Source organism: Rhizobium sp. 'Codium 1', from assembly GCF_020889605.1.
Lineage (GTDB): Bacteria > Pseudomonadota > Alphaproteobacteria > Rhizobiales > Rhizobiaceae > Allorhizobium > Allorhizobium algae.
On sequence record NZ_JAJGPW010000004.1, the window covers coordinates 23,391 to 44,295 of the forward strand.

A 20,905-nucleotide genomic window follows, 5' to 3' on the forward strand; every position below is an offset into this window, starting at 1 on the left:
AGCTTAGCCCTGAGTGGCGGAATTGGAAATGGTGACCAGCGTTTCGAGTGCGCGTGCCGCACTGCCGGTATCGAGTGACTGGCTGGCGAGATGCATGCCCTCGGTCACGTCCTGTGCCTTGCCGGCGACGATGAGTGACGCGGCCGCGTTGCACAGTGCCACGTCGCGATAGGCTGTCTTGGCCCCGCCGAGCACGTCCCGAAGGGCCGCCGCATTCACCGCGCCATCGCCACCGCGGATGGCATCGAGTGACACGGTTTCGACACCGAAATCGTCTGGGGAGAGCTCGAAGCTTCGGATGTCGCCATCCTTGAGTTCCGCCACATGGCTCGGACCGGTCGTGGTGATTTCGTCGAGGCCGCTGCCATGAACGACCCAGGCACTGGTCAGCCCGAGGTCCCGCAAGGCTTCAGCACCGGGGATCAGCCATTCCGGCGAATAGACGCCGAAAAGCTGCTTCTTGACCCGTGCCGGGCTCGAAAGCGGCCCGACAATATTGAAGATGGTGCGGGCGCCCAGTTCGACACGGGCGGGTCCGACATGGCGCATGGCCGGATGATGCAGCTGTGCAAACATGAAGCCGATCCCGGCCTCCCGAATGCAGCGCGAGATCAGGTCCGGCTCGATGTCGAGTTTCACTCCGAGCTGCGAGAGCGCATCGGCGGTGCCGGATTTCGAGCTGAGCGCACGGTTGCCGTGCTTGGCGACCGGAACTCCTGAACCGGCGACGATCAGCGCTGCCAGCGTGGAGATATTGTAGGTGTTGGTGCCGTCGCCGCCGGTTCCGACGATGTCGATTGCGTCTTCAGGCGCATCCACCGGAACCATCTTCTGCCGCATGATGGAGACAGCGCCGGCGATTTCGTCGACGGTCTCGCCGCGCACGCGCAAGCCCATCAGGAAGCCGCCGACCTGCGCCATGCTGGCTTCGCCCGACATCAGGATTTCGAATGCGTCGCTTGCTTCCTGTCGCGTCAGTGGCTGGCGCGCAGCGATCTTGGCGATGAAGGGTTTCAACCCGGACATGAAACAGCTCCCCCTTGATGGTCTGCGTTTATCGAACGATGGCCTGCTGGGCCAGCGCCTGATTGAAGACCACGCCGTATTCGGCTTGCAGCTGGCTCACCATCTGGTCGAGAATGTCGTCTCCGGCAGCATTGGCCAGCTGGCCGATCTGCTGGTCCTCGCTTAGCGGGACGCCGCCGGTCGGCTGATCGCGGACCGCCGTGACCGAAAGCAGGATCTGCGTCGAGGGATCGGCGCCAGACGCTGTCGCGACCGTGCCCTGCGGGCCCGAGAAGGCGGCTGTGACGGCTGCCGGCCCAAGAACGGCATCTTCACTGCGGCGGGTAATGCCGGCCTTGCTTTCGACAGCAAGGCCAAGTTCAGACGCGATATCCTCCAACTTGCCGCCGTCGGCGATCCGCTTGCGCAGGCTCTCGGCGAGGGCGCCGAGCGCAATGCGCTGCTGTTCGGCCGTCCAGTCAGCCACGGCCTTTTCGCGCACTTCGGCAAGTTCCCGGTCACGTTCCGGCTTGATATCGGTGACATCGAACCAGATGAAGCCATTGTTGCCGAGATTGACCGGAAGAGCTTCGATACCGATGTCGGTGCGGAAGACTTCCGTCAGCAGCTTGTCACGCTCCGGAATGCCCGCAATTTCCGTTTCGCGATTGTCGAGGCCGCGGCGGTCGATGTCGGTGATGGTCGCAGTCTTGAGCCTGAGCTGGTCTGCGGCTTCCTTCAGCGTCGAACCGCCGGCGCGCAGGTCTTCGAACTGGTCGTGCACGGTGGTGATATCGGCGATCGCAGCGGCTTCGGCAAGCGCAGTGCGGATCTCTTCCTTCACCTCGTCAAGGCTCTGGGTGCGTCCATCCTTGATGTTGCTGATGCGGAGGATGACCGGTCCGAGTGCGCCGTCGACTACGGGGGTGGTGCCACCTTCGGTCGTGACGGCGAAGGCCGCTTCCGCAAGGGCCGGATCGGGCAGGCGGTCGCGGGTGAATTCGCCCAGCAGCACGTCGCCCGCAGTCTTGCCCTGATCGCTAACCAGCTGGTCGAAGCTGGTGCCGTTCTGCAGTTCCGAAAGGGCGGCATCCGCAACTTCACGATTTTCGAAGGACAGCTGCTCGATGGTGCGCGTGCCCGCGATTTCGTAGGTCGCCTTCCGGCGTTCGTAATCTTCGCGGATCTGTTCGTCGGTGATCGCAGACGTGTCCGCGATATCGGCAGGCTCGAGCTTCACATAGTTGAAGCTGCGATATTCCGGAGCCCGATAGCCCGACTTTGTCGTGTCGAACCAGGCGGCGAGCGTCGCGTCGTCGGGTGCCTTGACCGGCTCTATATTGGCATTGGTCAGCAGCAGATAATTGATGTCACGGTTCTCGTAACGATAGGACTTGATCGCATCGATGAGCACCTTGGGAGCGACGAAGCCGTCCGCAGTTGCATCGACGATCTGGCTGCGGATCGCGACCTTGGAGCGTTCCTGGATGTAGTCGTCTTCACGCAGGCCCGCACTGCGCAGGCGAGAGGAGAACAGGCCACGGTCGAAGCTGCCGGCTGCATTCTTGAAGGCCGGATCATCGGCGATCAGCTGCGCCAGTCGATCCTGCGAAAGCCCGAGATTCATGTCTACGGCGAGCTGATCGAGGGCTGCGCCGGCTGCGAGTTGCGAAAACACCTGTGCCTCGATGCCGAAGGCTCGCGCCTGCTCGGTGGTGAGCTGCATGCCGAACCGGCTGCTCATGTCCGACACCTGCCGCTGATAGGCGAAGGCAAAGTCGCTCGACGAAACCGTCTGGTCTCCGACGGCGACGACGGTATCGGACGTGTTGCTGAACAGCGATGCCGATACGCCCCAGACGCCGAAGGAGGCGACGAGCAGGACAAGCAGGATCTTGGCGAACAGGGTTTGGGAAGCTTTTCTCAAGACGACGAGCATCGGGACGCATGAACCTCATTGTAATTCTTCGTGTGGGACGAAGCAGGTTGACTTCCTTAGAACAAAGCTCTCGGGAAATGAAGGCATCCGGGTGCGAAATGCGCAGCCATCACGCGGAGTTTGACCGCTTTGGGCCCGCCGGACAGACAATCAGCCAACCGAAACGAAAAAAGGCCGGACAGAGCCGGCCTTTTTGATCGCGATGATAACGGGCGCCTCAGCGTTCTGAAAGTGCCTTGTAGTCCCGCTGCGGCTCACCGGTATAGAGCTGGCGCGGGCGACCGATGCGCTGCTGCGGATCTTCTATCATCTCGTTCCACTGCGCGATCCAGCCGACGGTGCGGGCGAGCGCAAACAGAACGGTGAACATGGTCGTCGGGAATCCGAGCGCACGCAGCGTGATGCCCGAGTAGAAGTCGACGTTCGGGTAGAGCTTCTTCTCGATGAAATAGGGATCGTTGAGCGCGATCTTCTCGAGTTCGAGCGCGACCTTCATCAGCGGATCGTCGGCATGGCCGGTGGCTTCGAGGACCTCGTACATGGTCTTCTGCATGATCTTGGCGCGCGGATCGTAGTTCTTGTAGACCCGGTGGCCGAAGCCCATGAGCCGGAACGGATCATTCTTGTCTTTGGCCTTGGCGATGTATTCGGGAATGCGGTCGACCGAACCGATTTCCATCAGCATGTTGAGGGCCGCCTCGTTGGCGCCGCCATGGGCCGGGCCCCAGAGGCAGGCGATGCCGGCCGCGATGCAGGCGAACGGATTGGCGCCCGAGGATCCTGCCAGACGCACGGTCGAGGTCGAGGCATTCTGCTCATGATCGGCATGCAGGATGAAGATGCGGTCCATGGCACGCGCCAGAACCGGATTCGCCTGGTATTCTTCGCAGGGTACGGCAAAGCACATGCGCAGGAAGTTCGACGCATAATCGAGGTCGTTCTTCGGATACACGAAAGGCTGGCCGATGTGATATTTGTAGGCCATGGCCGCAATTGTCGGCATCTTGGCGATCATGCGCAGCGAGGCGACCATCCGCTGGTGCGGATCGGTGATGTCGGTCGAGTCGTGATAGAAGGCGGACAGCGCACCGACCGTGCCGACCATGACGGCCATCGGATGGGCGTCGCGGCGATAGCCGGAGAAGAACTTGCTCATCTGCTCGTGCACCATCGTGTGATGCGTGACGCGATAATCAAAGTCCTTCTTCTGCGCTGCCGTCGGCAGTTCGCCGTAGAGAAGCAGGTAGCAGACTTCCAGGAAGTCGCCCTTTTCGGCAAGCTGCTCGATGGGATAACCGCGATGCAGAAGCGTGCCTTCGTCGCCGTCGATATAGGTGATCTTGGATTCGCAGGATGCCGTGGACGTGAAGCCCGGATCGTAGGTGAACGTGCCCGTGTGCTTGTAAAGGGCGGCGATGTCGATGACGTCAGGGCCGATCGTGCCGGCCTTGACGCTCAGGTCGACCGTCTTGTCCCCAAGTTGCAAAGAAGCGCTTTTGTCCGTCATGCTGATCCTCCGGTATTGGCGGGAAGGCGTCTCGAAAAAGCCGCCATCGGTTAAGCGTGTTGATGTTAGCTATATGATACCGAAGTTAATGCCAAGCTATCCAAAGGGCAAATTGTGCATCGCGAAATCGGCAACAATCGAACCGATCGGTTCTTGTCGTTTGTGGCTCGGATAGGCGGCAGAATCACCAGGCTCTGCAAGCTTTGATTGTTTTTCGTTTTGCCTTATCTTGGCCTTGGATGGTGTGGATCCGGCCGAGCGAGCGCAATGGTCGAAGTGGCGGAAAAACAGGGGGAAACAGACATTCGGTCCGGTCTGCTGCCGGCTCGTCGCCCTGTGCTTCATCCGCCTTCCTGGTCCACCGCGCCTCGTCGGACAGCCTCCGGTTTCCACGTTTCGATTTCTGCCGTTTCGCGTCGCGTCCGCGCCTATGTTGGCGAGCGCCTCACGCAGGAGATCAGTTACGGGCATTTCTTCCACTTTGTCCCGGTGTGCCTCGGCGCCGGCGCTGCAATCTGGTTTTCTTGGTCGAGTCCACCCTTGGCGCCGGTCCTTGCTCCGCTTGTGCTTGCTCTCCTGTTTGCGCTGTCGCGGTCGACGCGGGACACGGCGTCAACTCTGATTCTCTGGAGCGTCTGCCTTGCTGTCGTGGGCATGCTGCTTGCGGAGTGGGAGGCGAGGCGCGTTTCGACCGTCATCATCGACCAGCCGCTCGTCACCACCGTGACCGGTATCGTCGAGCGCAGGGAGCAAGGCGCGGCCGGCGAGTGGCGCTATACGCTGAGGCTGACGGGGACGGTGGAGCCTACCGTGCGGCGGCCGCCTGAAAGGGTCACTCTGCTGGCACGCAGCAAACATGCACCGGCTGCGATCGGCGACTGGCTGAGCGGGCGGGCGCGGCTCTCGCCACCGTCGGGTCCCGCCTTGCCCGGTCTGAACGACTTTGCCTTTCAAAGCTATTTCTCTGGGATCGGCGCTGTCGGTTTCTTTCTCGGTCCGCCTCAGGCGAAGCTGGCCGAAGAGGATAATGGAGCCGGGTTGGTCGCGCGCTTCGATGCGGCATTGTTCTCCCTGCGGGACCGGATCTCGAATCGCATCCGCTCAGTCATTCCAGGCGATCCTGGCGCCTTTGCCGCCTCGATCATCACGGGAGAGCGTCGCTCCATGTCGACCGCTGCGACCGAGGCGCTTCGGGTTTCGGGCCTTGCCCATATCACCGCAATCTCGGGTCTCAACATGGCCCTCGCCGCCGGCATATTTTTCGTCGGCCTGCGCGGTCTGCTCAGCCTCGTGCCGGCGCTGGCCGAGCGACATCCGATCAAGAAGATCGCGGCTGCGGGCGCGTTGATTGCCACGACCGGCTATGTGCTCATTTCCGGCTATCAGGTCTCCGCGCTGCGTGCCTATCTGATGACCGCCATCATGCTGGCTGCAGTTCTCTTCGACCGTCCGGCCGTCAGCCTGCGCAACCTGGCCCTGGCTGCAACAGCCATTCTTGTCGTACAGCCTTCGGCTGTGATGGGGCCGAGTTTCCAGATGTCCTTTGCGGCCACTGCCGGCCTGATCGCCGGCTATGCCGGCTGGCGCTCCCGGCCACGCGCCATCCTGCCGCCGATACGGTCACTCGGCCTGCGCGTTGCTGCGGGCGGCGGAAAACTCATCGGCGGTACTCTGGCGACATCCCTGATCGGCGGACTGGCCACTGCGATCTTTGCCATCACCCATTTTCACCGCCTGTCGACCCATGGACTTGAAGCCAACCTCGCCGCCATGCCGCTGATTTCGCTGGTGGTCATGCCGGCAGGCTTCATTGCCATGCTGCTCATGCCCTTCGGTCTTGACGCGCCCTTCTTCTGGATCATGGGGCAGGGGCTCGAACTGGTTCTGCATGTCGCCTACATGGTTTCCAGCTGGGGTGGAGGTTACGTCTTTCCGCGCCTTCCCGGCTGGTTCATGCTCGGAACGATCACCGGCATGCTCCTGCTGACGCTGTTTCGCAGCAGTCTCAGACATGCAGGAACCGTCCTGATCGCGGTGACGCTCGTTGCGACATGGCTCGGGCCGAGACAGGAGCCCGGTGAACTGATGATCAGCGAGGATGCGCGACTGGTGGCGCTCTGGAGCGGTGACGGCGCCGCACGGACCCTCGCCACCAATCGAACTCGGCCGCCGGCCTTCATCTTCGACCAATGGCGACCGGTGCTGGATGTCGAGACGACGATGCCGCCCCTAATGCTTACGATTGGCGAATTGCCAGCGCCACCTGACTGGCGAACCGGAGAGACCTGGAGCGCAGCGCAGCGATCGGCTGCTGCAACGCTTCTCGATCAGTTGACCAAATCTGCCAGGATGGACCGCTTCACCTGCATCAAGCAGGTCTGCGTCGCCCGGATGGACACGGGGAAACTGCTGATGACCCTCGACCGTCCCGACCTGGTCGGGGTTGGCTGCGACCTTGCCGATGTCGTCGTTCTGGCGGCTCGCACGCGATTGACCGCCTGCCGCTCGGGCGCGGCGCTTCTGTCACAAAGCAGCCTCAGGGCCACCGGCGCTGTCGAAATTTCCGGCCTTGCAGACGCGCCGCAGCACCTGGTGATCAGAACATCTTTCGAGGGGAAGCCGAGACCGTGGACGCAACACCGCCTCTACGACTGGCGCACGGCATCAGCGGCAGACGAACACACCATCCCCCAAGCATCAGAAAGCCGGATGACGGCGCAACCACTGTCACCGACAGCTGACGCTCAGTGATAGCGGCGGATGAGGCCGACCAGCTTGCCCTGGATCTTGACCCGATCCGGCGGGAAGATTCGCGTTTCATAGGCCGGATTGGCGGCCTCCAGCGCGATCGACGCGCCACGCCGGCGGAACCGCTTCAATGTTGCTTCCTCGTCGTCGACGAGCGCCACGATGATGTCCCCGGGATTGGCATTGGACGCATTGCGGATGATGACGGTATCACCGTCGAGAATCCCGGCTTCGATCATCGAATCGCCCTTCACCTCGAGGGCGTAGTGATCACCGGAGCCGATCATCTCGGCCGGCACGGTAATGTCATGCGTATTGTTCTGGATTGCAGAGATCGGTACGCCAGCCGCAATACGGCCCATGACGGGAACCGAGATAGAAGAACTCCTGTCTTCAACCGGCTGTTTGGTGAGTGCTGGCGCTGGCGGTGCCTTGCCAAGACTGCCTTCGATCACGCTCGGGGCAAAACCGCGACGGGGCTGCATGCTCGGAGAATAGGCTTCCGGCAGTTTGATAACCTCAAGGGCGCGAGCTCGATTCGGCAACCGGCGGATGAAGCCGCGTTCCTCGAGCGCCGTGATCAGTCGATGGATGCCGGATTTCGATGCGAGATCCAGCGCGTCCTTCATCTCGTCGAAGGAAGGCGGGACGCCCGATTCTTTCATCCGCTCGTGGATGAAGAGAAGCAGTTCCTGTTGCTTGCGCGTCAGCATATGCGGTGCCCCTGAGGTGAAACAAATACAGAACAGACACTATCTGTTCCATTTGTGTTCCGCAAGGGGATAAATTTTCGTGAAGAGCCGGTGAGAAAATGCGATGGCCTGATGTGCAGGTCATGAAACAGTCCGATTTTGTACCGCTGCAATGCAAAGAGCGGATACTCTCAAAGGCCAGCGGACCTTTCTCGGGGAATAAGACGAATGCTCAAGGACATTGAAAAACTCGTTTTGGGGAAGACGCAATCCGATCTCTCTTCTGCGGAAAAGAAGGTGCTGAAGCGGGCTCGGGAGCGCCGCACGGTTTCGACCAATGCCGGCGAGGATTTCCTAGCCCATGCGACCGTCGGGCAACGATTGGCAGACGGCATTGCGAGGGTGGGTGGCTCCTGGGGCTTCATCATCGCCTTCATGGTGCTTTTCGTGGCCTGGGTGGTTCTCAACACCGTGGTTCTCGCGACGCGCTCCCTCGACCCTTATCCGTTCATCTTCCTCAACCTTCTCCTGTCCATGCTGGCCGCGATCCAGGCCCCGATCATCATGATGAGCCAGAACCGTCAGGCCGAGCGCGATCGGTTCATGGCGGCAAAGGATTATGAGATCAACCTCAAGGCAGAGATCGAGGTTCTGGCCCTTCATCACAAGATCGACGAACAGGTACTGAAGGAATTGCGCGAAGCGCGGCAGCAAATCGACGCATTGCGCCAGACGCTCGAAACCCTTTCAATCCAGCCGCGCAATTCCCAAATCTGACGCAAAACTCGAGAGAAATATGTCCAATCCCATCACGTCCCCCCGCGCCATCGATCATCTCGTCCTCCCGGTCGTGGATCTCGAAACCTCCCGCGATCGGATGAGCCGCCTCGGCTTCACGGTTGCGGCCGATGCCCGCCATCCGTTTGGGACCGAGAACGCCTGCGTCTTTTTTGCAGATGATACCTATCTGGAGCCCCTGGCCGTCGGCAGCCGAGAAGACTGCCTTGAGGCTGCACGCATCGGCAATGTGTTTGTCGCACGCGATCTCGCCTTCCGCTTTCGCCGTGGCGAAGGCCTCTCGGCGATCGTCGTGAAGACGGACGATGCAACTGCAGATGATAGGCGGTATCGCGATGAGGGACAGAGCGGCGGGCCCGTTCTCGAATTTTCCCGGCAGTTCCGATTCCCTGATGGGCGATCGGCGGAGGGGGCTTTCCGGCTCGCCTTTGCGGCCGACCTGCGTTCGCCTGATTTCTTCGCCTTCGCCTGTGAACGGGTGAATCCGATACCGGCGGATCGCGGTGACTTGATCGTGCACGCCAATGGTGCCGCCGGTCTTCGGCGAATCGTCCTGGTCGAGGAAAATCCGAGTGATTTCCAGTATCTGCTGGAAATGGTGCTCGATCAGCGCGACGTCACGGCGCATTCCTTCGGCATGGCGATCGAGGCATCCAATGCCTCGGTTGACGTCCTGACCTCCGAAGGATGTTCGGCCCATTACGGTCTGGGTTCCAGGCAGCTGGAACGCGGTCTCCTGGGCGCGGCCGTGGTGGTCGCCGTCGCCGATCTCGGCGTGACAGAAGCCTGCCTCGCTGCTAATGGCGTCGGCTACCACAAAACGGGAGCGCGGCTGGTTGTCGCGCCGGAAAAGGGCCAGGGCGTCACCTTTGCCTTCGAGGAGTTGAAATGAGCATTTCTCCCAATTCGGAAGTCGTGGTCGGCGAAGGCGCCGGCAAGGCTGTCTTCTCACAAAAAACCCGCTTCGCCTTGATCGCCGGTCCCTGCCAGATGGAAAGCCGTGACCATGCCTTCATGATCGCGGGGCAACTCGTCGAGTTGTGCCGCGAACTCGGGCTCGGGCTCGTCTACAAATCCTCTTACGACAAGGCGAACCGCACCTCGCTGTCTGCCGAGCGCGGCATCGGCCTGGAAACGGCGATGGAAGTCTTTGCCGACATCAAGAAGGAATTCGGTGTGCCCGTCCTCACCGACATCCACACGGAAGAGCAGTGCGCGGCCGTCGCGCCGACTGTGGATGTCCTGCAGATCCCCGCCTTCCTCTGCCGGCAGACGGACCTGCTTGTTGCCGCCGCCAAGACCGGCCGCGCGATCAATGTGAAGAAGGGACAGTTCCTCGCCCCTTGGGACATGAAGAACGTGCTGAACAAGATCACCGGTTCCGGCAATCCGAACGTGCTGCTTTGCGAACGCGGCGCGTCCTTCGGCTACAATACGCTCGTCTCCGACATGCGCTCGCTGCCGATCATGGCGGCCATGGGCGCGCCTGTCGTTTTCGATGCCACCCATTCGGTGCAGCAGCCGGGCGGGCAGGGTGGTTCCTCCGGTGGCCAGCGTGAATTCGTCGAGACGCTGGCTCGCGCAGCCGTCGCTGTCGGCGTCGGAGGTCTCTTTATCGAGACTCACCAGGACCCGGACAATGCCCCGTCGGATGGTCCGAATATGGTGAAGATCACCGACATGCGCCGGCTCCTGGAAAAACTCATCGCCTTCGACGACCTGGCCAAGGCATCCTGACGGACTCTCGCGGCGCTTTCAGCAGTTGAACGGGAAGCGCCGCGGGTCCTTGCGGTTTAAATCGATTAGATTTCGTCCGTTCCGGCTCCTATCCGTCATTGTATTTTCCCGATCATCGGATAAGAGAGGATGACTCAAAGGCAGGTCCGGGGGCTCCGCGCCCGGTGATCGGCCGCCGAGCCTTGTCCAATTTCCGTCACCAGGGAGCGAACATGACCGCCATTACCGACATCATCGGCCGCGAAATCCTCGACAGCCGCGGCAATCCGACCGTCGAAGTCGACGTCTATCTCGAAGACGGCAGCATGGGCCGTGCGGCCGTTCCCTCGGGTGCCTCGACCGGCGCGCATGAAGCCGTCGAATTGCGTGACGGTGGCTCTCGTTACCTCGGCAAGGGCGTCGAGAAGGCGGTCGAAGCCGTCAATGGCGAGATCTATGATGCAATCGGCGGTCACGAGGCCGAAAACCAGATCCAGATCGACAATCTGATGATCGAACTCGACGGCACGCCGAACAAGGCCCGCCTCGGCGCAAACGCCATTCTTGGCGTATCGCTGGCTGTCGCCAAGGCCGCAGCCCAATCCTCCGGTCTGCCCCTCTATCGTTATATCGGCGGCCCGAACGCCCATGTCCTGCCGGTTCCGATGATGAACATCATCAACGGCGGCGCCCATGCCGACAACCCGATCGACTTCCAGGAATTCATGATCGTGCCGGTTGGCGCCGACACCATCCGTGACGCCGTGCGCATGGGTTCGGAAGTCTTCCACACGCTGAAGAAGCAGCTCGCAGCCGATGGCCACAACACCAATGTCGGCGACGAAGGTGGCTTTGCGCCGGGCCTGGCATCCGCACCCGCTGCCCTCGACTTCATCATGAAGTCGATCGAAAAGGCTGGTTACCGTCCGGGCGAGGACATGCATATCGCGCTCGATTGCGCCTCGACCGAGTTCTTCAAGGACGGCAAGTATGTGCTTGAAGGCGAAGGCCGCACGCTCGAACCGGAAGCCATGGCGGACTATCTTGCCGAACTCGCTGCCAAGTACCCGATCTTCTCGATCGAGGACGGCATGGCCGAAGACGACTGGGATGGCTGGAAGTCGCTGACCGACAAGATCGGCAAGAAGGTCCAGCTCGTCGGCGACGATCTTTTCGTCACCAACTCCGCGCGTCTGCGTGACGGCATCAAGATGGGTGTCGCCAATTCCATCCTGGTCAAGGTCAACCAGATCGGCTCGCTCTCGGAAACCCTCGACGCCGTCTCGACCGCACACCGCGCCGCCTACACGGCCGTGATGTCGCACCGTTCGGGCGAAACCGAGGATTCGACGATTGCCGATCTCGCAGTTGCCACCAACTGCGGTCAGATCAAGACCGGCTCGCTCGCACGTTCCGACCGCACCGCGAAGTACAACCAGCTGATCCGCATCGAGGAAGAGCTTGGCCCGCAGGCCGTCTACGCAGGCGCCTCGATCCTGCGCGGCTGATCCTGCCCGATCTCCCTTCGAAGCCCGTGCCGGTCATCCCGGCGCGGGCTTTTTCTTTTGCGCTGCGACAGGGTCAACCATCGGTTAAGACATGCCCGCTAATCTGAGTGCCAGTTTCGCGTTTCAGGGCAATTGTCGGCATGTGGACCAGGCATCACAAGAAAAAGAAATACGGCCGCCTTATTCTTCCCGCTGTCACAATCGCTTTCCTGTCCTATTTCGGTTACCATTCGATCCATGGCGACTATGGCTTGAGGGCGGGACAGCAGTTCGAGCGCATCCGGCTGGAGCGCGCCTCCGAGCTGGAAAGGCTTGTTGCGCAGCGCATGGTCTTGGAGAAGGAAGTGAGCCTCTTGAGTGACGGCTCGCTGGACGAGGACATCATTGACGAAAAGGCGCGCTATCAGCTCAATATGTCGCGCCCGGATGAAATCGTGATCTTCAACACCTATTTCTGATTAACTCAAATCGGGTTAATTCGAATTCTTTCATTTTTTACAGTTGCTTGCGGCGAATGAGAGCCATGCATTTATGGCATTGCCGCCGTCGGCTTTCTTCCCTATTCTGTCGTCAACTTTGCACCATAATAACCCATGGGAGGGATGCATGGCGCCTCGCAAGCCTGCGACTGCGACCGGTCGGAAGCCTTCGACCAAGCCTGCCAAGAAAGAGTTCACGCAAGGAGCGATTGTCGAGTTCGACAAGGCTCAGGAGATCCTGGCCTATCGCGAAATGCTGCTCATTCGTCGTTTTGAAGAAAAGGCCGGGCAGCTTTACGGCATGGGCTTCATCGGTGGTTTCTGTCACCTGTATATCGGCCAGGAAGCTGTCGTTGTCGGCATGCAGATGGCGCTTAAGGACGGCGATCAGGTCATCACCGGTTATCGTGACCACGGCCACATGCTGGCTTGCGGTATGAGCGCGCGTGGCGTCATGGCCGAGTTGACCGGCCGTCGCGGCGGCCTGTCGAAAGGCAAGGGCGGCTCGATGCACATGTTCTCCAAGGAGAAGAATTTTTATGGCGGCCACGGTATCGTCGGCGCCCAGGTCTCGCTTGGCACGGGTCTCGCCTTCGCCAACAAGTATCGTGGCAACGACAATGTCTCGCTCGCCTATTTCGGCGACGGCGCCGCCAACCAGGGCCAGGTCTACGAGAGCTTCAACATGGCTCGTCTGTGGAACCTGCCGGTAATCTACATCATCGAGAACAACCGATACGCCATGGGTACCTCTGTCTCGCGCGCTTCTGCCCAGACGGATTTCTCCCAGCGCGGTGTGTCCTTCAACATTCCAGGCATCCAGGTGGACGGCATGGATGTGCGTGCGGTCAAGGCTGCCGCGGATCTGGCGGTCGAGCATTGCCGTTCCGGCAAGGGCCCGATCATCCTCGAAATGCAGACATATCGCTATCGTGGCCACTCGATGTCTGACCCGGCGAAGTATCGGACCAAGGAAGAAGTGCAGAAGATGCGCTCCGAGCAGGATCCGATCGAGCAGGTCCGCGCACGTCTGCTCGAAAAGGGCTGGGCGAGCGAGGACGAGTTGAAGGCGATCGACAAGGACGTCCGCGACATCGTGGCCGACTCGGCCGATTTCGCCCAGGCCAATCCGGAGCCGGATGCATCCGAGCTCTACACCGACATCCTGCTGTAATCGGGGAGGGAACCCATGCCGATCGAAATCCTCATGCCCGCCCTGTCTCCGACCATGGAGGAGGGCACACTCTCCAAGTGGGTCAAGCAGGAAGGTGATACCGTGAAGTCCGGCGATGTGATCGCTGAAATCGAAACCGACAAGGCGACGATGGAAGTCGAGGCCGTCGACGAAGGCGTGCTCGGCAAGATCCTGATCGCTGCCGGCACTGAAAACGTCAAGGTCAATACCGCGATTGCCGTTCTGCTGCAGGACGGCGAAAGCGCCGATGCAGCCGTCGCACCGAAGAAGGAAGCCGATACACCGGCGGCCGCTTCAGAAGCGGCAGGCGGAAAGGCGCGCGAAGCGGCTGCCGAGCCGGATTCCACTGCAGATAACAAGGTCCCCGCGGCCCCGAAGATCGATGTCGCCTCCGATCCGGATATCCCGGCCGGGACCGAAATGGTCACCATGACGGTCCGCGAAGCCCTGCGCGAAGCCATGGCGGAAGAAATGCGCGCCAACCCGGATGTCTTCGTCATGGGTGAGGAAGTCGCCGAATATCAGGGCGCCTACAAGATCACGCAGGGCCTTCTGGCCGAGTTTGGTGCGAAGCGCGTCGTCGACACGCCGATCACCGAGCACGGTTTTGCCGGCGTCGGCGTTGGTGCTGCCATGGCGGGCCTCAAGCCGATCATCGAGTTCATGACCTTCAACTTCGCCATGCAGGCGATCGACCAGATCATCAACTCGGCTGCCAAGACGCTCTACATGTCCGGCGGCCAGATGGGCGCGCCGATCGTCTTCCGTGGCCCGAACGGGGCTGCCGCCCGCGTCGGCGCACAACACAGCCAGGATTATGCCGCCTGGTATAGCCAGATTCCGGGCCTCAAGGTCGTCATGCCCTATTCGGCCGCCGACGCAAAGGGCCTGCTGAAGGCCGCGATCCGCGATCCGAATCCGGTTGTCTTCCTGGAAAACGAGATCCTCTACGGTCAGTCCTTCGAAGTGCCGAAGCTCGATGACTTTGTCCTGCCGATCGGCAAGGCGCGCATCCACAAGACCGGCAAGGACGTCACCATCGTCTCCTGGAGCATCGGCATGACCTACGCCATCAAGGCGATCGCCGAGCTGGAGAAGGAAGGCATCGACGTCGAACTGATTGACCTGCGCACGATCCGTCCGATGGACCTCCCGACGATCATCGAATCGGTCAAGAAGACCGGCCGTCTCGTCACCGTCGAGGAAGGTTATCCGCAGTCGTCGGTCGGCACCGAAATCGCCACCCGCGTCATGCAGCAGGCCTTCGATTATCTCGATGCGCCGATCCTGACGATCGCTGGCAAGGACGTTCCGATGCCTTACGCGGCGAACCTCGAAAAGCTCGCTCTGCCGAATGTCGGCGAAGTGGTCCAGGCGGTGAAGACCGTCTGCTACAAATAAGGGGAGGGTAGGTCCATGCCGATCAACATCACCATGCCGGCCCTGTCTCCGACGATGGAAGAGGGCAATCTGGCCAAATGGCTGGTCAAGGAAGGCGACAAGGTCAAGTCCGGCGACGTGATCGCCGAGATCGAGACTGACAAGGCCACCATGGAAGTGGAGGCCGTCGATGAGGGCGTCGTCGCGAAGATCGTGGTTCCCGCCGGCACCGAAGCCGTCAAGGTCAATGCACTGATCGCCATTCTCGCCGAAGAAGGCGAGGATGTTGCCGCCGCTGCGGCCGCTGGTGGCGGTTCGTCCGCGCCGAAGGCCGAAGCTGCTCCGGCGCCGAAGGCAGAAGCCGCACCGGTGTCTGCAGAAACCGCAACTCCGGCGCCTGCAGCCGCGTCGGCTGCTCCGGCGGTGTCATCCGGTGAGCGCGTCTTCGCCTCGCCGCTCGCGCGTCGTCTCGCCAGGGAGGCCGGTCTCGATCTCAAGGCTGTCTCTGGTTCCGGTCCGAAGGGCCGTGTGGTCAAGAGCGACGTTGAAAAGGCCGTCAGCACCGGCGGTGCAAAGGCTGCCCCGGCTTCCGCCGCAGGTGCAGGTGCAACTGCTGCACCGGTGCTTGCCAAGGGCGCGTCGGAAGAGGCCGTTCTCAAGAACTTCGCCGAAGGCTCCTACGAGCTCGTGCCGCATGACGGCATGCGCAAGACGATCGCCAAGCGCCTGCAGGAATCCAAGCAGACCATCCCGCATTTCTACGTCTCCGTGGATTGCGAACTGGATGCCCTGATGGCGCTTCGTGCCCAGCTCAATGCGGCTGCCCCCGAAAAGGACGGCAAGCCGGCCTACAAGCTCTCGGTCAACGACATGGTGATCAAGGCGCTGGCGCTCGCACTCCGCGACGTGCCGGATGCCAATGTCTCCTGGACCGACACCAACATGGTCAAGCACAAGCATGCCGATGTCGGCGTGGCTGTCTCCATCCCCGGCGGCCTGATCACTCCGATCATTCGCAAGGCCGAGGAAAAGAGCCTGTCCACCATCTCCAACGAGATGAAGGACCTCGGCAAGCGTGCCAAGGACCGCAAGCTGAAGCCCGAAGAGTATCAGGGCGGCACGACCGCCGTGTCCAACATGGGCATGATGGGCGTGAAGAGCTTCTCGGCCGTGGTCAACCCGCCGCATGCGACGATCCTCGCGGTCGGCGCCGGCGAAGATCGGGTTGTGGTCAAGAAGGGCGAGATGAAGGTCGCGACGGTCATGACCGTGACGCTCTCGACCGACCATCGTTGCGTCGATGGTGCGCTCGGTGCCGAACTGCTCGGTGCTTTCAAGCGCTACATCGAAAATCCGATGGGCATGCTGGTCTGATCCGGGGAGCGGTGCGATGAAGACCGTTCTCGCCTATGGCGACAGCCTGACATGGGGATACGACCCGGTGAGCCTGGGTCGGCATGCCTATGAGGACCGCTGGACGAGCGTCTTGCAAAAGGCGCTCGGTCACGGGGTAAGGGTCATCGCCGAAGGCCTGAACGGGCGTACCACGGCCTATGACGACCATCTGGGTGACTGCGAGCGCAACGGCGTGAAGCTGTTGCCGACCATTCTCGCCACGCACAAGCCGATCGATCTGGTGATCATCATGCTGGGGACGAATGACCTCAAGCGTGGCATTCAGGGAACAGCGATCGGCGCGACCAGTGGCGCCAAGCGCCTGGTCAAGCAGGTGCAGAAGCATGACTGGGGTTTCGAGTTCGAAGAACCCGAGATCCTGATCGTCGCGCCGCCGCCGATCCGCGAGACGGCCAATTCGGTCTTCGGCGCCATGTTCAACCACTCGGTTGGCGAGGGCGCCATGCTGGCCGGCATGTATCGAGATGCGGCGGACGAAGCTGGATGTGCCTTTTTCGATGCGGGATCGGTCGCCGAAACCACGCCGCTCGACGGCATCCATCTGGACGCTGAAAACACCCGTGCGATCGGACGCGGTCTCGAGCCGATCGTTCGGATGATGCTTGGACTTTGAAGAAAACGCGCATCCTGCATCCTGAGGCAGGGCGCATTGATCAAAATCAAGGAGGTCTTGTGCGCTGCGTCTAACCTGAACTCATCAACCCGCTAGAGGAGATGAGATCATGTCGAACACACCGCACGAACTGGCAGTGGAATTCCCGGAACACGTCGCGCAGATGCGTCATCTGAAGGAAACGGATGGTCATTTCGCAAGATTGTTCGAGACCTATCATGAGGTGAACCGGGCCATCCACCGCGCCGAAACCGATGTCGAGCCTGCAGACGACTTCCACATCGTGGAAATGCGCAAGAAGCGGATGCAGCTCAAGGATGAAATCTACGGGATGCTGGTTCGTCACGAACCGGAGGCCGAGACACCGCCCGTCTGAGGCGCTCGCTTCCAGTCCCGAACCGGGCCTCCGCTTGAGCGGGGGCTCGCAGGAAACCGAGGAGTGGAAGCGCCCATGTCGAATGCTTACGACGTCATCATCATCGGCTCCGGCCCCGGCGGCTACATTGCCGCGATCCGCGCAGCCCAGCTTGGCATGAAAGTCGCTGTAGTCGAGCGCGAGCATCTCGCCGGCATCTGCTCCAACTGGGGCTGCATACCGACGAAGGCGCTGCTGCGCACCGCCGACGTGATGCACACGGCGACCCACGCCAAGGACTACGGTCTGACCCTGGAAGGGTCGATTAAGCCCGACATCAAGGCCATCGTTGCGCGCTCGCGCGGCATCGCCCATCGCATGAACAACGGCGTCGGCTTCCTTTTCAAGAAGAACAAGGTCGACATCATCTGGGGCGAGGCGAAGATCACCAAGCCCGGCGAGATTGTCGTCGGCAAGCCGACCAAGAAGGCAGTCGAGCCGATGGGCCCGGTACCGAAGAACACGCTGGGCGAGGGCACCTATACCGCCAAGCACATCATCGTCGCGACCGGCGCCCGTCCGCGCGCTCTTCCAGGCATCGAGCCGGACGGCAAGCTGATCTGGACCTATTTCGAGGCGATGAAGCCGGAAGAGATGCCGAAGTCCCTGCTCGTCATGGGCTCGGGCGCCATCGGTATCGAATTCGCCAGCTTCTACCGCACCATGGGCGTCGATGTGACGGTCGTCGAGATCATGAAGCAGGTTATGCCGGTCGAAGACGAGGAAATCTCGGCCTTCGCCAAGAAGATGTTCGACAAGCAGGGCATGAAAATCCTGCTGGAGGCGAAAGTCGCCAAGGTCGAAAAGGGTGCAAACTCCGTCACCGCCACCATCGAGAAGAAGGACGGCTCGGTCGAGAAGATCACCGCCGACCGGATGATTTCGGCTGTCGGCGTGCAGGCGAATATCGAAGGCATCGGTCTCGAAGCCGTCGGCGTGAAGACCGATCGCGGCTTCATCGTCATCGACGGCTACGGCAAGACCAATGTGCCGGGCATCTACGCGATCGGCGACGTCGCCGGCCCGCCGATGCTGGCTCACAAGGCCGAGCATGAGGCCGTGATCGTCGTCGAGAAGGTCGCCGGGCTGCCGAATGTGCATCCGATGGACAAGAACAAGATCCCGGGCTGCACCTATTGCAACCCGCAGGTCGCCTCCGTCGGCGTGACCGAAGCGAAAGCCAAGGCCGAGGGCCGCGAGATCCGCGTCGGCCGTTTCACCTTCGCCGCGAACGGCAAGGCGGTGGCCCTTGGCGAGGATCAGGGCATGGTCAAGACGATCTTCGACAAGAAGACAGGCGAACTGATCGGCGCCCACATGGTCGGCGCTGAAGTGACCGAACTCATCCAGGGCTTCGTCGTCGCGATGAATCTCGAGACCACTGAAGAAGACCTGATGCACACGATCTTCCCGCATCCGACGATCTCGGAGACGATGAAGGAAAGCGTGCTGGATGCGTATGGGCGGGTGCTCAACGCCTGAAGCCAGGTTGTGAAAAGGAGCCGTGCCGCCTATATGGGCGGCAGGTTCAAACGGAATATTCGAAAAGGAATGCGCCGTGGCAGGGTTTGAAGTCGGTATTCTCGCGACGATCTTCTTCGGCGGTCTCGCCGGGTGGCTTGCCGGAAAGCTCATGAACATGCGCTTCGGCGTCATCATGAACATCATCATCGGCATCATCGGCGCGGTGATCGCCGCGGCGATCTTCCGCCGTCTGGGCATCTTCGTCGCAGGCGACTGGCTGGGCTATCTGATCACCAGCTTCGTCGGTGCAAGCATTCTTCTCTTCATCGCCAAGCTCGTCCGGCGGTAAACAAAAAAGGCCGCATGCGCTGCGGCACAGGGTTCTCATCATGGTCACCATTCTCGACAGGACCAATCTCTCCGGCGCCGCCGTTGTGACTTCCGCAGACGATAAACGCGTCCGCCATCCGGAGAAGGCTCACAAGCCCGACACGGAAGTCCTGCGCAAGCCGGAGTGGATCCGCGTCAAGGCCCCGACCTCCAAGGGGTATCACGAGACCCGTGACCTCGTTCGCTCCCACAAGCTGGTCACCGTGTGCGAGGAAGCCGGCTGCCCGAACATCGGCGAGTGCTGGGACAAGAAGCACGCGACCTTCATGATCATGGGCGAGATCTGTACCCGCGCCTGCGCCTTCTGCAATGTCGCGACCGGCAAGCCGAATGCGCTTGACCTGGATGAACCCGAAAACGTCGCCAAGGCGGTCCACCAGATGGGCCTCCAGCATGTGGTGATCACCTCTGTCGACCGGGACGACTTGGCCGACGGTGGCGCGGAACACTTTGAAAAGGTGATCTGGGCGATCCGTGCCGCTTCACCGCACACGACCATCGAAATACTGACACCGGACTTCCTGAAGAAGCCTGGCGCGCTGGAGCGTGTCGTTGCAGCCAAGCCCGACGTGTTCAACCACAATATGGAAACGGTGCCTGGCAACTATCTGACCGTGCGGCCTGGTGCGCGCTACTTCCACTCCGTACGCCTGCTGCAGCGGGTCAAGGAGCTCGACCCCACGATGTTCACGAAGTCCGGTATCATGGTCGGTCTGGGCGAAGAGCGGAACGAAGTGCTTCAGTTGATGGACGACCTGCGCACGGCGGATGTCGATTTCCTGACCATTGGCCAGTATCTCCAGCCGACCCGCAAGCACCACAAGGTCGAGCGGTTCGTGACGCCGGAAGAGTTCAAGTCCTATGAAGACATCGCCTACACCAAGGGCTTCCTCATGGTTTCCTCGAGCCCGCTCACGCGGTCCTCGCACCATGCCGGTGATGACTTTGCACGGCTGAAGGCGGCGCGGGAAAAGCTTGTCGCCAGGGTTTGAAGACGTCGCCAGTCTTTCAAACGACGTGAGATGGCGCTAGATCCCCACACGCGAGGAGTGTGTGGGCATCGTTTTGTGCATTGAATCGTTGATAGATGCAGCCGCGCAATTGCGCCAGGCGCAGCGCATCATGGTCATTGGCTGCTCCGGCGGCGGCAAGTCAATCTTTTGTCGCGAGCTCGCCACTCTGCTCGATCTTCCCAACCATTCCATGGATCGCGAAGTTTTTTGGCTTCCGAATTGGGTCGAGCGCCCCAGGGTTGAGCAGCGCGCCATCATTTCCGACATCGTATCGGCAGACAGATGGCTCCTCGACGGCACCAATCCGTCGAGCTTCGACATTCGTCTTCCGCGCACCGATCTCGTTGTCTGGGTGCGGCTTCCGCGCTGGCATTGTCTGCTTGGCGTTTACCGCCGGGCGGCGAAATACGTCGGGAAGCACAGGCCCGACATGGCAGACGGCTGCGTCGAGCAATGGCCAGGTCGCGAATTCCTCGCTTACATCTGGCACTTTGAGCACCGCTTCACTCCTCGGATCATCCAGGAGATCGAGAAACATGGTCCAGACGTGCCCGTGATCACCCTGAAATCCCATGGCGAGATGGCGCACCTGCTTGATCTTGCGGGGCTTCCTCATTAAGTCGCGGA

At 61.1% G+C, this 20,905-nt stretch carries 19 protein-coding genes; 15 read left to right on the forward strand and 4 right to left on the reverse strand.

Going from position 1 to position 20,905, the window contains the following annotated elements; genetic code table 11:
- Positions 1-3: 3 nt before the first annotated feature.
- The 3 genes from trpD to gltA all read right to left on the reverse strand — a co-directional run bounded on the left by trpD (position 4) and on the right by gltA (position 4,451).
- Positions 4-1,026: an anthranilate phosphoribosyltransferase gene (trpD, locus tag LJE98_RS11750; protein WP_229575409.1), complete on the reverse strand. Its 1,023-nt coding sequence runs from the start codon at positions 1,024-1,026 to the stop codon at positions 4-6.
- Positions 1,027-1,054: 28 nt separating this feature from the next.
- The gene (locus LJE98_RS11755; protein WP_229575410.1) at positions 1,055-2,944 is read right to left on the reverse strand and encodes a peptidylprolyl isomerase; all 1,890 of its coding nucleotides are present in this window, start codon (positions 2,942-2,944) and stop codon (positions 1,055-1,057) included.
- 217 nt (positions 2,945-3,161) lie between these two features.
- Entirely contained in the window at positions 3,162-4,451 is a 1,290-nt protein-coding gene (gltA, locus tag LJE98_RS11760; protein ID WP_229575411.1) for a citrate synthase, read from the reverse strand.
- A 540-nt stretch (positions 4,452-4,991) separates the two neighbouring features.
- On the opposite strand from gltA, the gene LJE98_RS11765 reads away from it, so the two are divergent.
- A complete protein-coding gene (locus tag LJE98_RS11765; protein ID WP_229575412.1) occupies positions 4,992-7,202 on the forward strand; it encodes a ComEC/Rec2 family competence protein in 2,211 nt (736 codons plus the stop codon).
- Here LJE98_RS11765 and lexA read toward each other — a convergent pair.
- The gene (gene lexA, locus LJE98_RS11770) at positions 7,196-7,912 is read right to left on the reverse strand and encodes a transcriptional repressor LexA (RefSeq protein ID WP_229575413.1); all 717 of its coding nucleotides are present in this window, start codon (positions 7,910-7,912) and stop codon (positions 7,196-7,198) included. The genes LJE98_RS11765 and lexA overlap by 7 nt on opposite strands.
- 207 nt (positions 7,913-8,119) lie before the next feature.
- Between lexA and LJE98_RS11775 the strand changes: the two genes are divergently transcribed.
- The 14 genes from LJE98_RS11775 (at position 8,120) to LJE98_RS11840 (ending at position 20,897) form a co-directional block, all read left to right on the forward strand.
- Positions 8,120-8,668, forward strand: coding sequence for a DUF1003 domain-containing protein (locus LJE98_RS11775; protein ID WP_229575414.1), 549 nt, complete (start codon positions 8,120-8,122; stop codon positions 8,666-8,668).
- A gap of 19 nt (positions 8,669-8,687) precedes the next feature.
- Entirely contained in the window at positions 8,688-9,581 is an 894-nt protein-coding gene (locus LJE98_RS11780) for a VOC family protein (protein WP_229575415.1), read from the forward strand.
- On the forward strand, positions 9,578-10,426 hold the full coding sequence (kdsA, locus tag LJE98_RS11785; RefSeq protein ID WP_229575416.1) for a 3-deoxy-8-phosphooctulonate synthase: 849 nt from the start codon (positions 9,578-9,580) through the stop codon (positions 10,424-10,426). The genes LJE98_RS11780 and kdsA overlap by 4 nt, the downstream gene beginning before the upstream one ends.
- Before the next feature lie 212 nt (positions 10,427-10,638).
- The gene (gene eno, locus LJE98_RS11790) at positions 10,639-11,913 is read left to right on the forward strand and encodes a phosphopyruvate hydratase (RefSeq protein ID WP_229575417.1); all 1,275 of its coding nucleotides are present in this window, start codon (positions 10,639-10,641) and stop codon (positions 11,911-11,913) included.
- 140 nt (positions 11,914-12,053) lie between these two features.
- Complete coding sequence (locus tag LJE98_RS11795; RefSeq protein ID WP_229575418.1) at positions 12,054-12,371, forward strand: FtsB family cell division protein; 318 nt, start codon at positions 12,054-12,056, stop codon at positions 12,369-12,371.
- Positions 12,372-12,519: 148 nt separating this feature from the next.
- Positions 12,520-13,566 carry a pyruvate dehydrogenase (acetyl-transferring) E1 component subunit alpha gene (pdhA, locus tag LJE98_RS11800; protein WP_229575419.1) on the forward strand — a complete coding sequence of 349 codons (1,047 nt, stop codon included), beginning with the start codon at positions 12,520-12,522 and terminating at the stop codon, positions 13,564-13,566.
- Between the two features lie 15 nt (positions 13,567-13,581).
- Positions 13,582-14,988 (forward strand): pyruvate dehydrogenase complex E1 component subunit beta, encoded by a 1,407-nt coding sequence (locus LJE98_RS11805; protein ID WP_229575420.1) that lies wholly within the window; start codon positions 13,582-13,584, stop codon positions 14,986-14,988.
- A 15-nt stretch (positions 14,989-15,003) separates the two neighbouring features.
- Complete coding sequence (locus tag LJE98_RS11810) at positions 15,004-16,341, forward strand: pyruvate dehydrogenase complex dihydrolipoamide acetyltransferase (protein WP_229575421.1); 1,338 nt, start codon at positions 15,004-15,006, stop codon at positions 16,339-16,341.
- A 16-nt stretch (positions 16,342-16,357) separates the two neighbouring features.
- Positions 16,358-16,996, forward strand: coding sequence for an SGNH/GDSL hydrolase family protein (locus LJE98_RS11815; protein WP_229575422.1), 639 nt, complete (start codon positions 16,358-16,360; stop codon positions 16,994-16,996).
- Positions 16,997-17,105: 109 nt separating this feature from the next.
- Complete coding sequence (locus LJE98_RS11820) at positions 17,106-17,372, forward strand: YdcH family protein (protein ID WP_229575423.1); 267 nt, start codon at positions 17,106-17,108, stop codon at positions 17,370-17,372.
- 75 nt (positions 17,373-17,447) lie between these two features.
- Positions 17,448-18,893 carry a dihydrolipoyl dehydrogenase gene (lpdA, locus tag LJE98_RS11825; RefSeq protein ID WP_229575424.1) on the forward strand — a complete coding sequence of 482 codons (1,446 nt, stop codon included), beginning with the start codon at positions 17,448-17,450 and terminating at the stop codon, positions 18,891-18,893.
- Between the two features lie 76 nt (positions 18,894-18,969).
- A complete protein-coding gene (locus LJE98_RS11830; protein WP_229575425.1) occupies positions 18,970-19,224 on the forward strand; it encodes a GlsB/YeaQ/YmgE family stress response membrane protein in 255 nt (84 codons plus the stop codon).
- Between the two features lie 40 nt (positions 19,225-19,264).
- Positions 19,265-20,257 carry a lipoyl synthase gene (gene lipA, locus LJE98_RS11835; protein WP_229575426.1) on the forward strand — a complete coding sequence of 331 codons (993 nt, stop codon included), beginning with the start codon at positions 19,265-19,267 and terminating at the stop codon, positions 20,255-20,257.
- Positions 20,258-20,387: 130 nt separating this feature from the next.
- Positions 20,388-20,897 (forward strand): AAA family ATPase, encoded by a 510-nt coding sequence (locus LJE98_RS11840; RefSeq protein WP_229575427.1) that lies wholly within the window; start codon positions 20,388-20,390, stop codon positions 20,895-20,897.
- The last annotated feature ends 8 nt before the right edge of the window (positions 20,898-20,905 follow it).

What these genes read in the sequence shown, in the direction of transcription:
- trpD (WP_229575409.1), bottom strand. Translation starts at nt 1,026, where the DNA reads ATGTCCGGGTTGAAACCCTTCATCGCCAAGATCGCTGCGCGCCAGCCA.
- LJE98_RS11755 (WP_229575410.1), bottom strand. Translation starts at nt 2,944, where the DNA reads ATGCTCGTCGTCTTGAGAAAAGCTTCCCAAACCCTGTTCGCCAAGATC.
- gltA (WP_229575411.1), bottom strand. Translation starts at nt 4,451, where the DNA reads ATGACGGACAAAAGCGCTTCTTTGCAACTTGGGGACAAGACGGTCGAC.
- lexA (WP_229575413.1), bottom strand. Translation starts at nt 7,912, where the DNA reads ATGCTGACGCGCAAGCAACAGGAACTGCTTCTCTTCATCCACGAGCGG.
- LJE98_RS11775 (WP_229575414.1), top strand. Translation starts at nt 8,120, where the DNA reads ATGCTCAAGGACATTGAAAAACTCGTTTTGGGGAAGACGCAATCCGAT.
- LJE98_RS11780 (WP_229575415.1), top strand. Translation starts at nt 8,688, where the DNA reads ATGTCCAATCCCATCACGTCCCCCCGCGCCATCGATCATCTCGTCCTC.
- kdsA (WP_229575416.1), top strand. Translation starts at nt 9,578, where the DNA reads ATGAGCATTTCTCCCAATTCGGAAGTCGTGGTCGGCGAAGGCGCCGGC.
- eno (WP_229575417.1), top strand. Translation starts at nt 10,639, where the DNA reads ATGACCGCCATTACCGACATCATCGGCCGCGAAATCCTCGACAGCCGC.
- LJE98_RS11795 (WP_229575418.1), top strand. Translation starts at nt 12,054, where the DNA reads ATGTGGACCAGGCATCACAAGAAAAAGAAATACGGCCGCCTTATTCTT.
- pdhA (WP_229575419.1), top strand. Translation starts at nt 12,520, where the DNA reads ATGGCGCCTCGCAAGCCTGCGACTGCGACCGGTCGGAAGCCTTCGACC.
- LJE98_RS11805 (WP_229575420.1), top strand. Translation starts at nt 13,582, where the DNA reads ATGCCGATCGAAATCCTCATGCCCGCCCTGTCTCCGACCATGGAGGAG.
- LJE98_RS11810 (WP_229575421.1), top strand. Translation starts at nt 15,004, where the DNA reads ATGCCGATCAACATCACCATGCCGGCCCTGTCTCCGACGATGGAAGAG.
- LJE98_RS11815 (WP_229575422.1), top strand. Translation starts at nt 16,358, where the DNA reads ATGAAGACCGTTCTCGCCTATGGCGACAGCCTGACATGGGGATACGAC.
- LJE98_RS11820 (WP_229575423.1), top strand. Translation starts at nt 17,106, where the DNA reads ATGTCGAACACACCGCACGAACTGGCAGTGGAATTCCCGGAACACGTC.
- lpdA (WP_229575424.1), top strand. Translation starts at nt 17,448, where the DNA reads ATGTCGAATGCTTACGACGTCATCATCATCGGCTCCGGCCCCGGCGGC.
- lipA (WP_229575426.1), top strand. Translation starts at nt 19,265, where the DNA reads ATGGTCACCATTCTCGACAGGACCAATCTCTCCGGCGCCGCCGTTGTG.
- LJE98_RS11840 (WP_229575427.1), top strand. Translation starts at nt 20,388, where the DNA reads ATGGTCATTGGCTGCTCCGGCGGCGGCAAGTCAATCTTTTGTCGCGAG.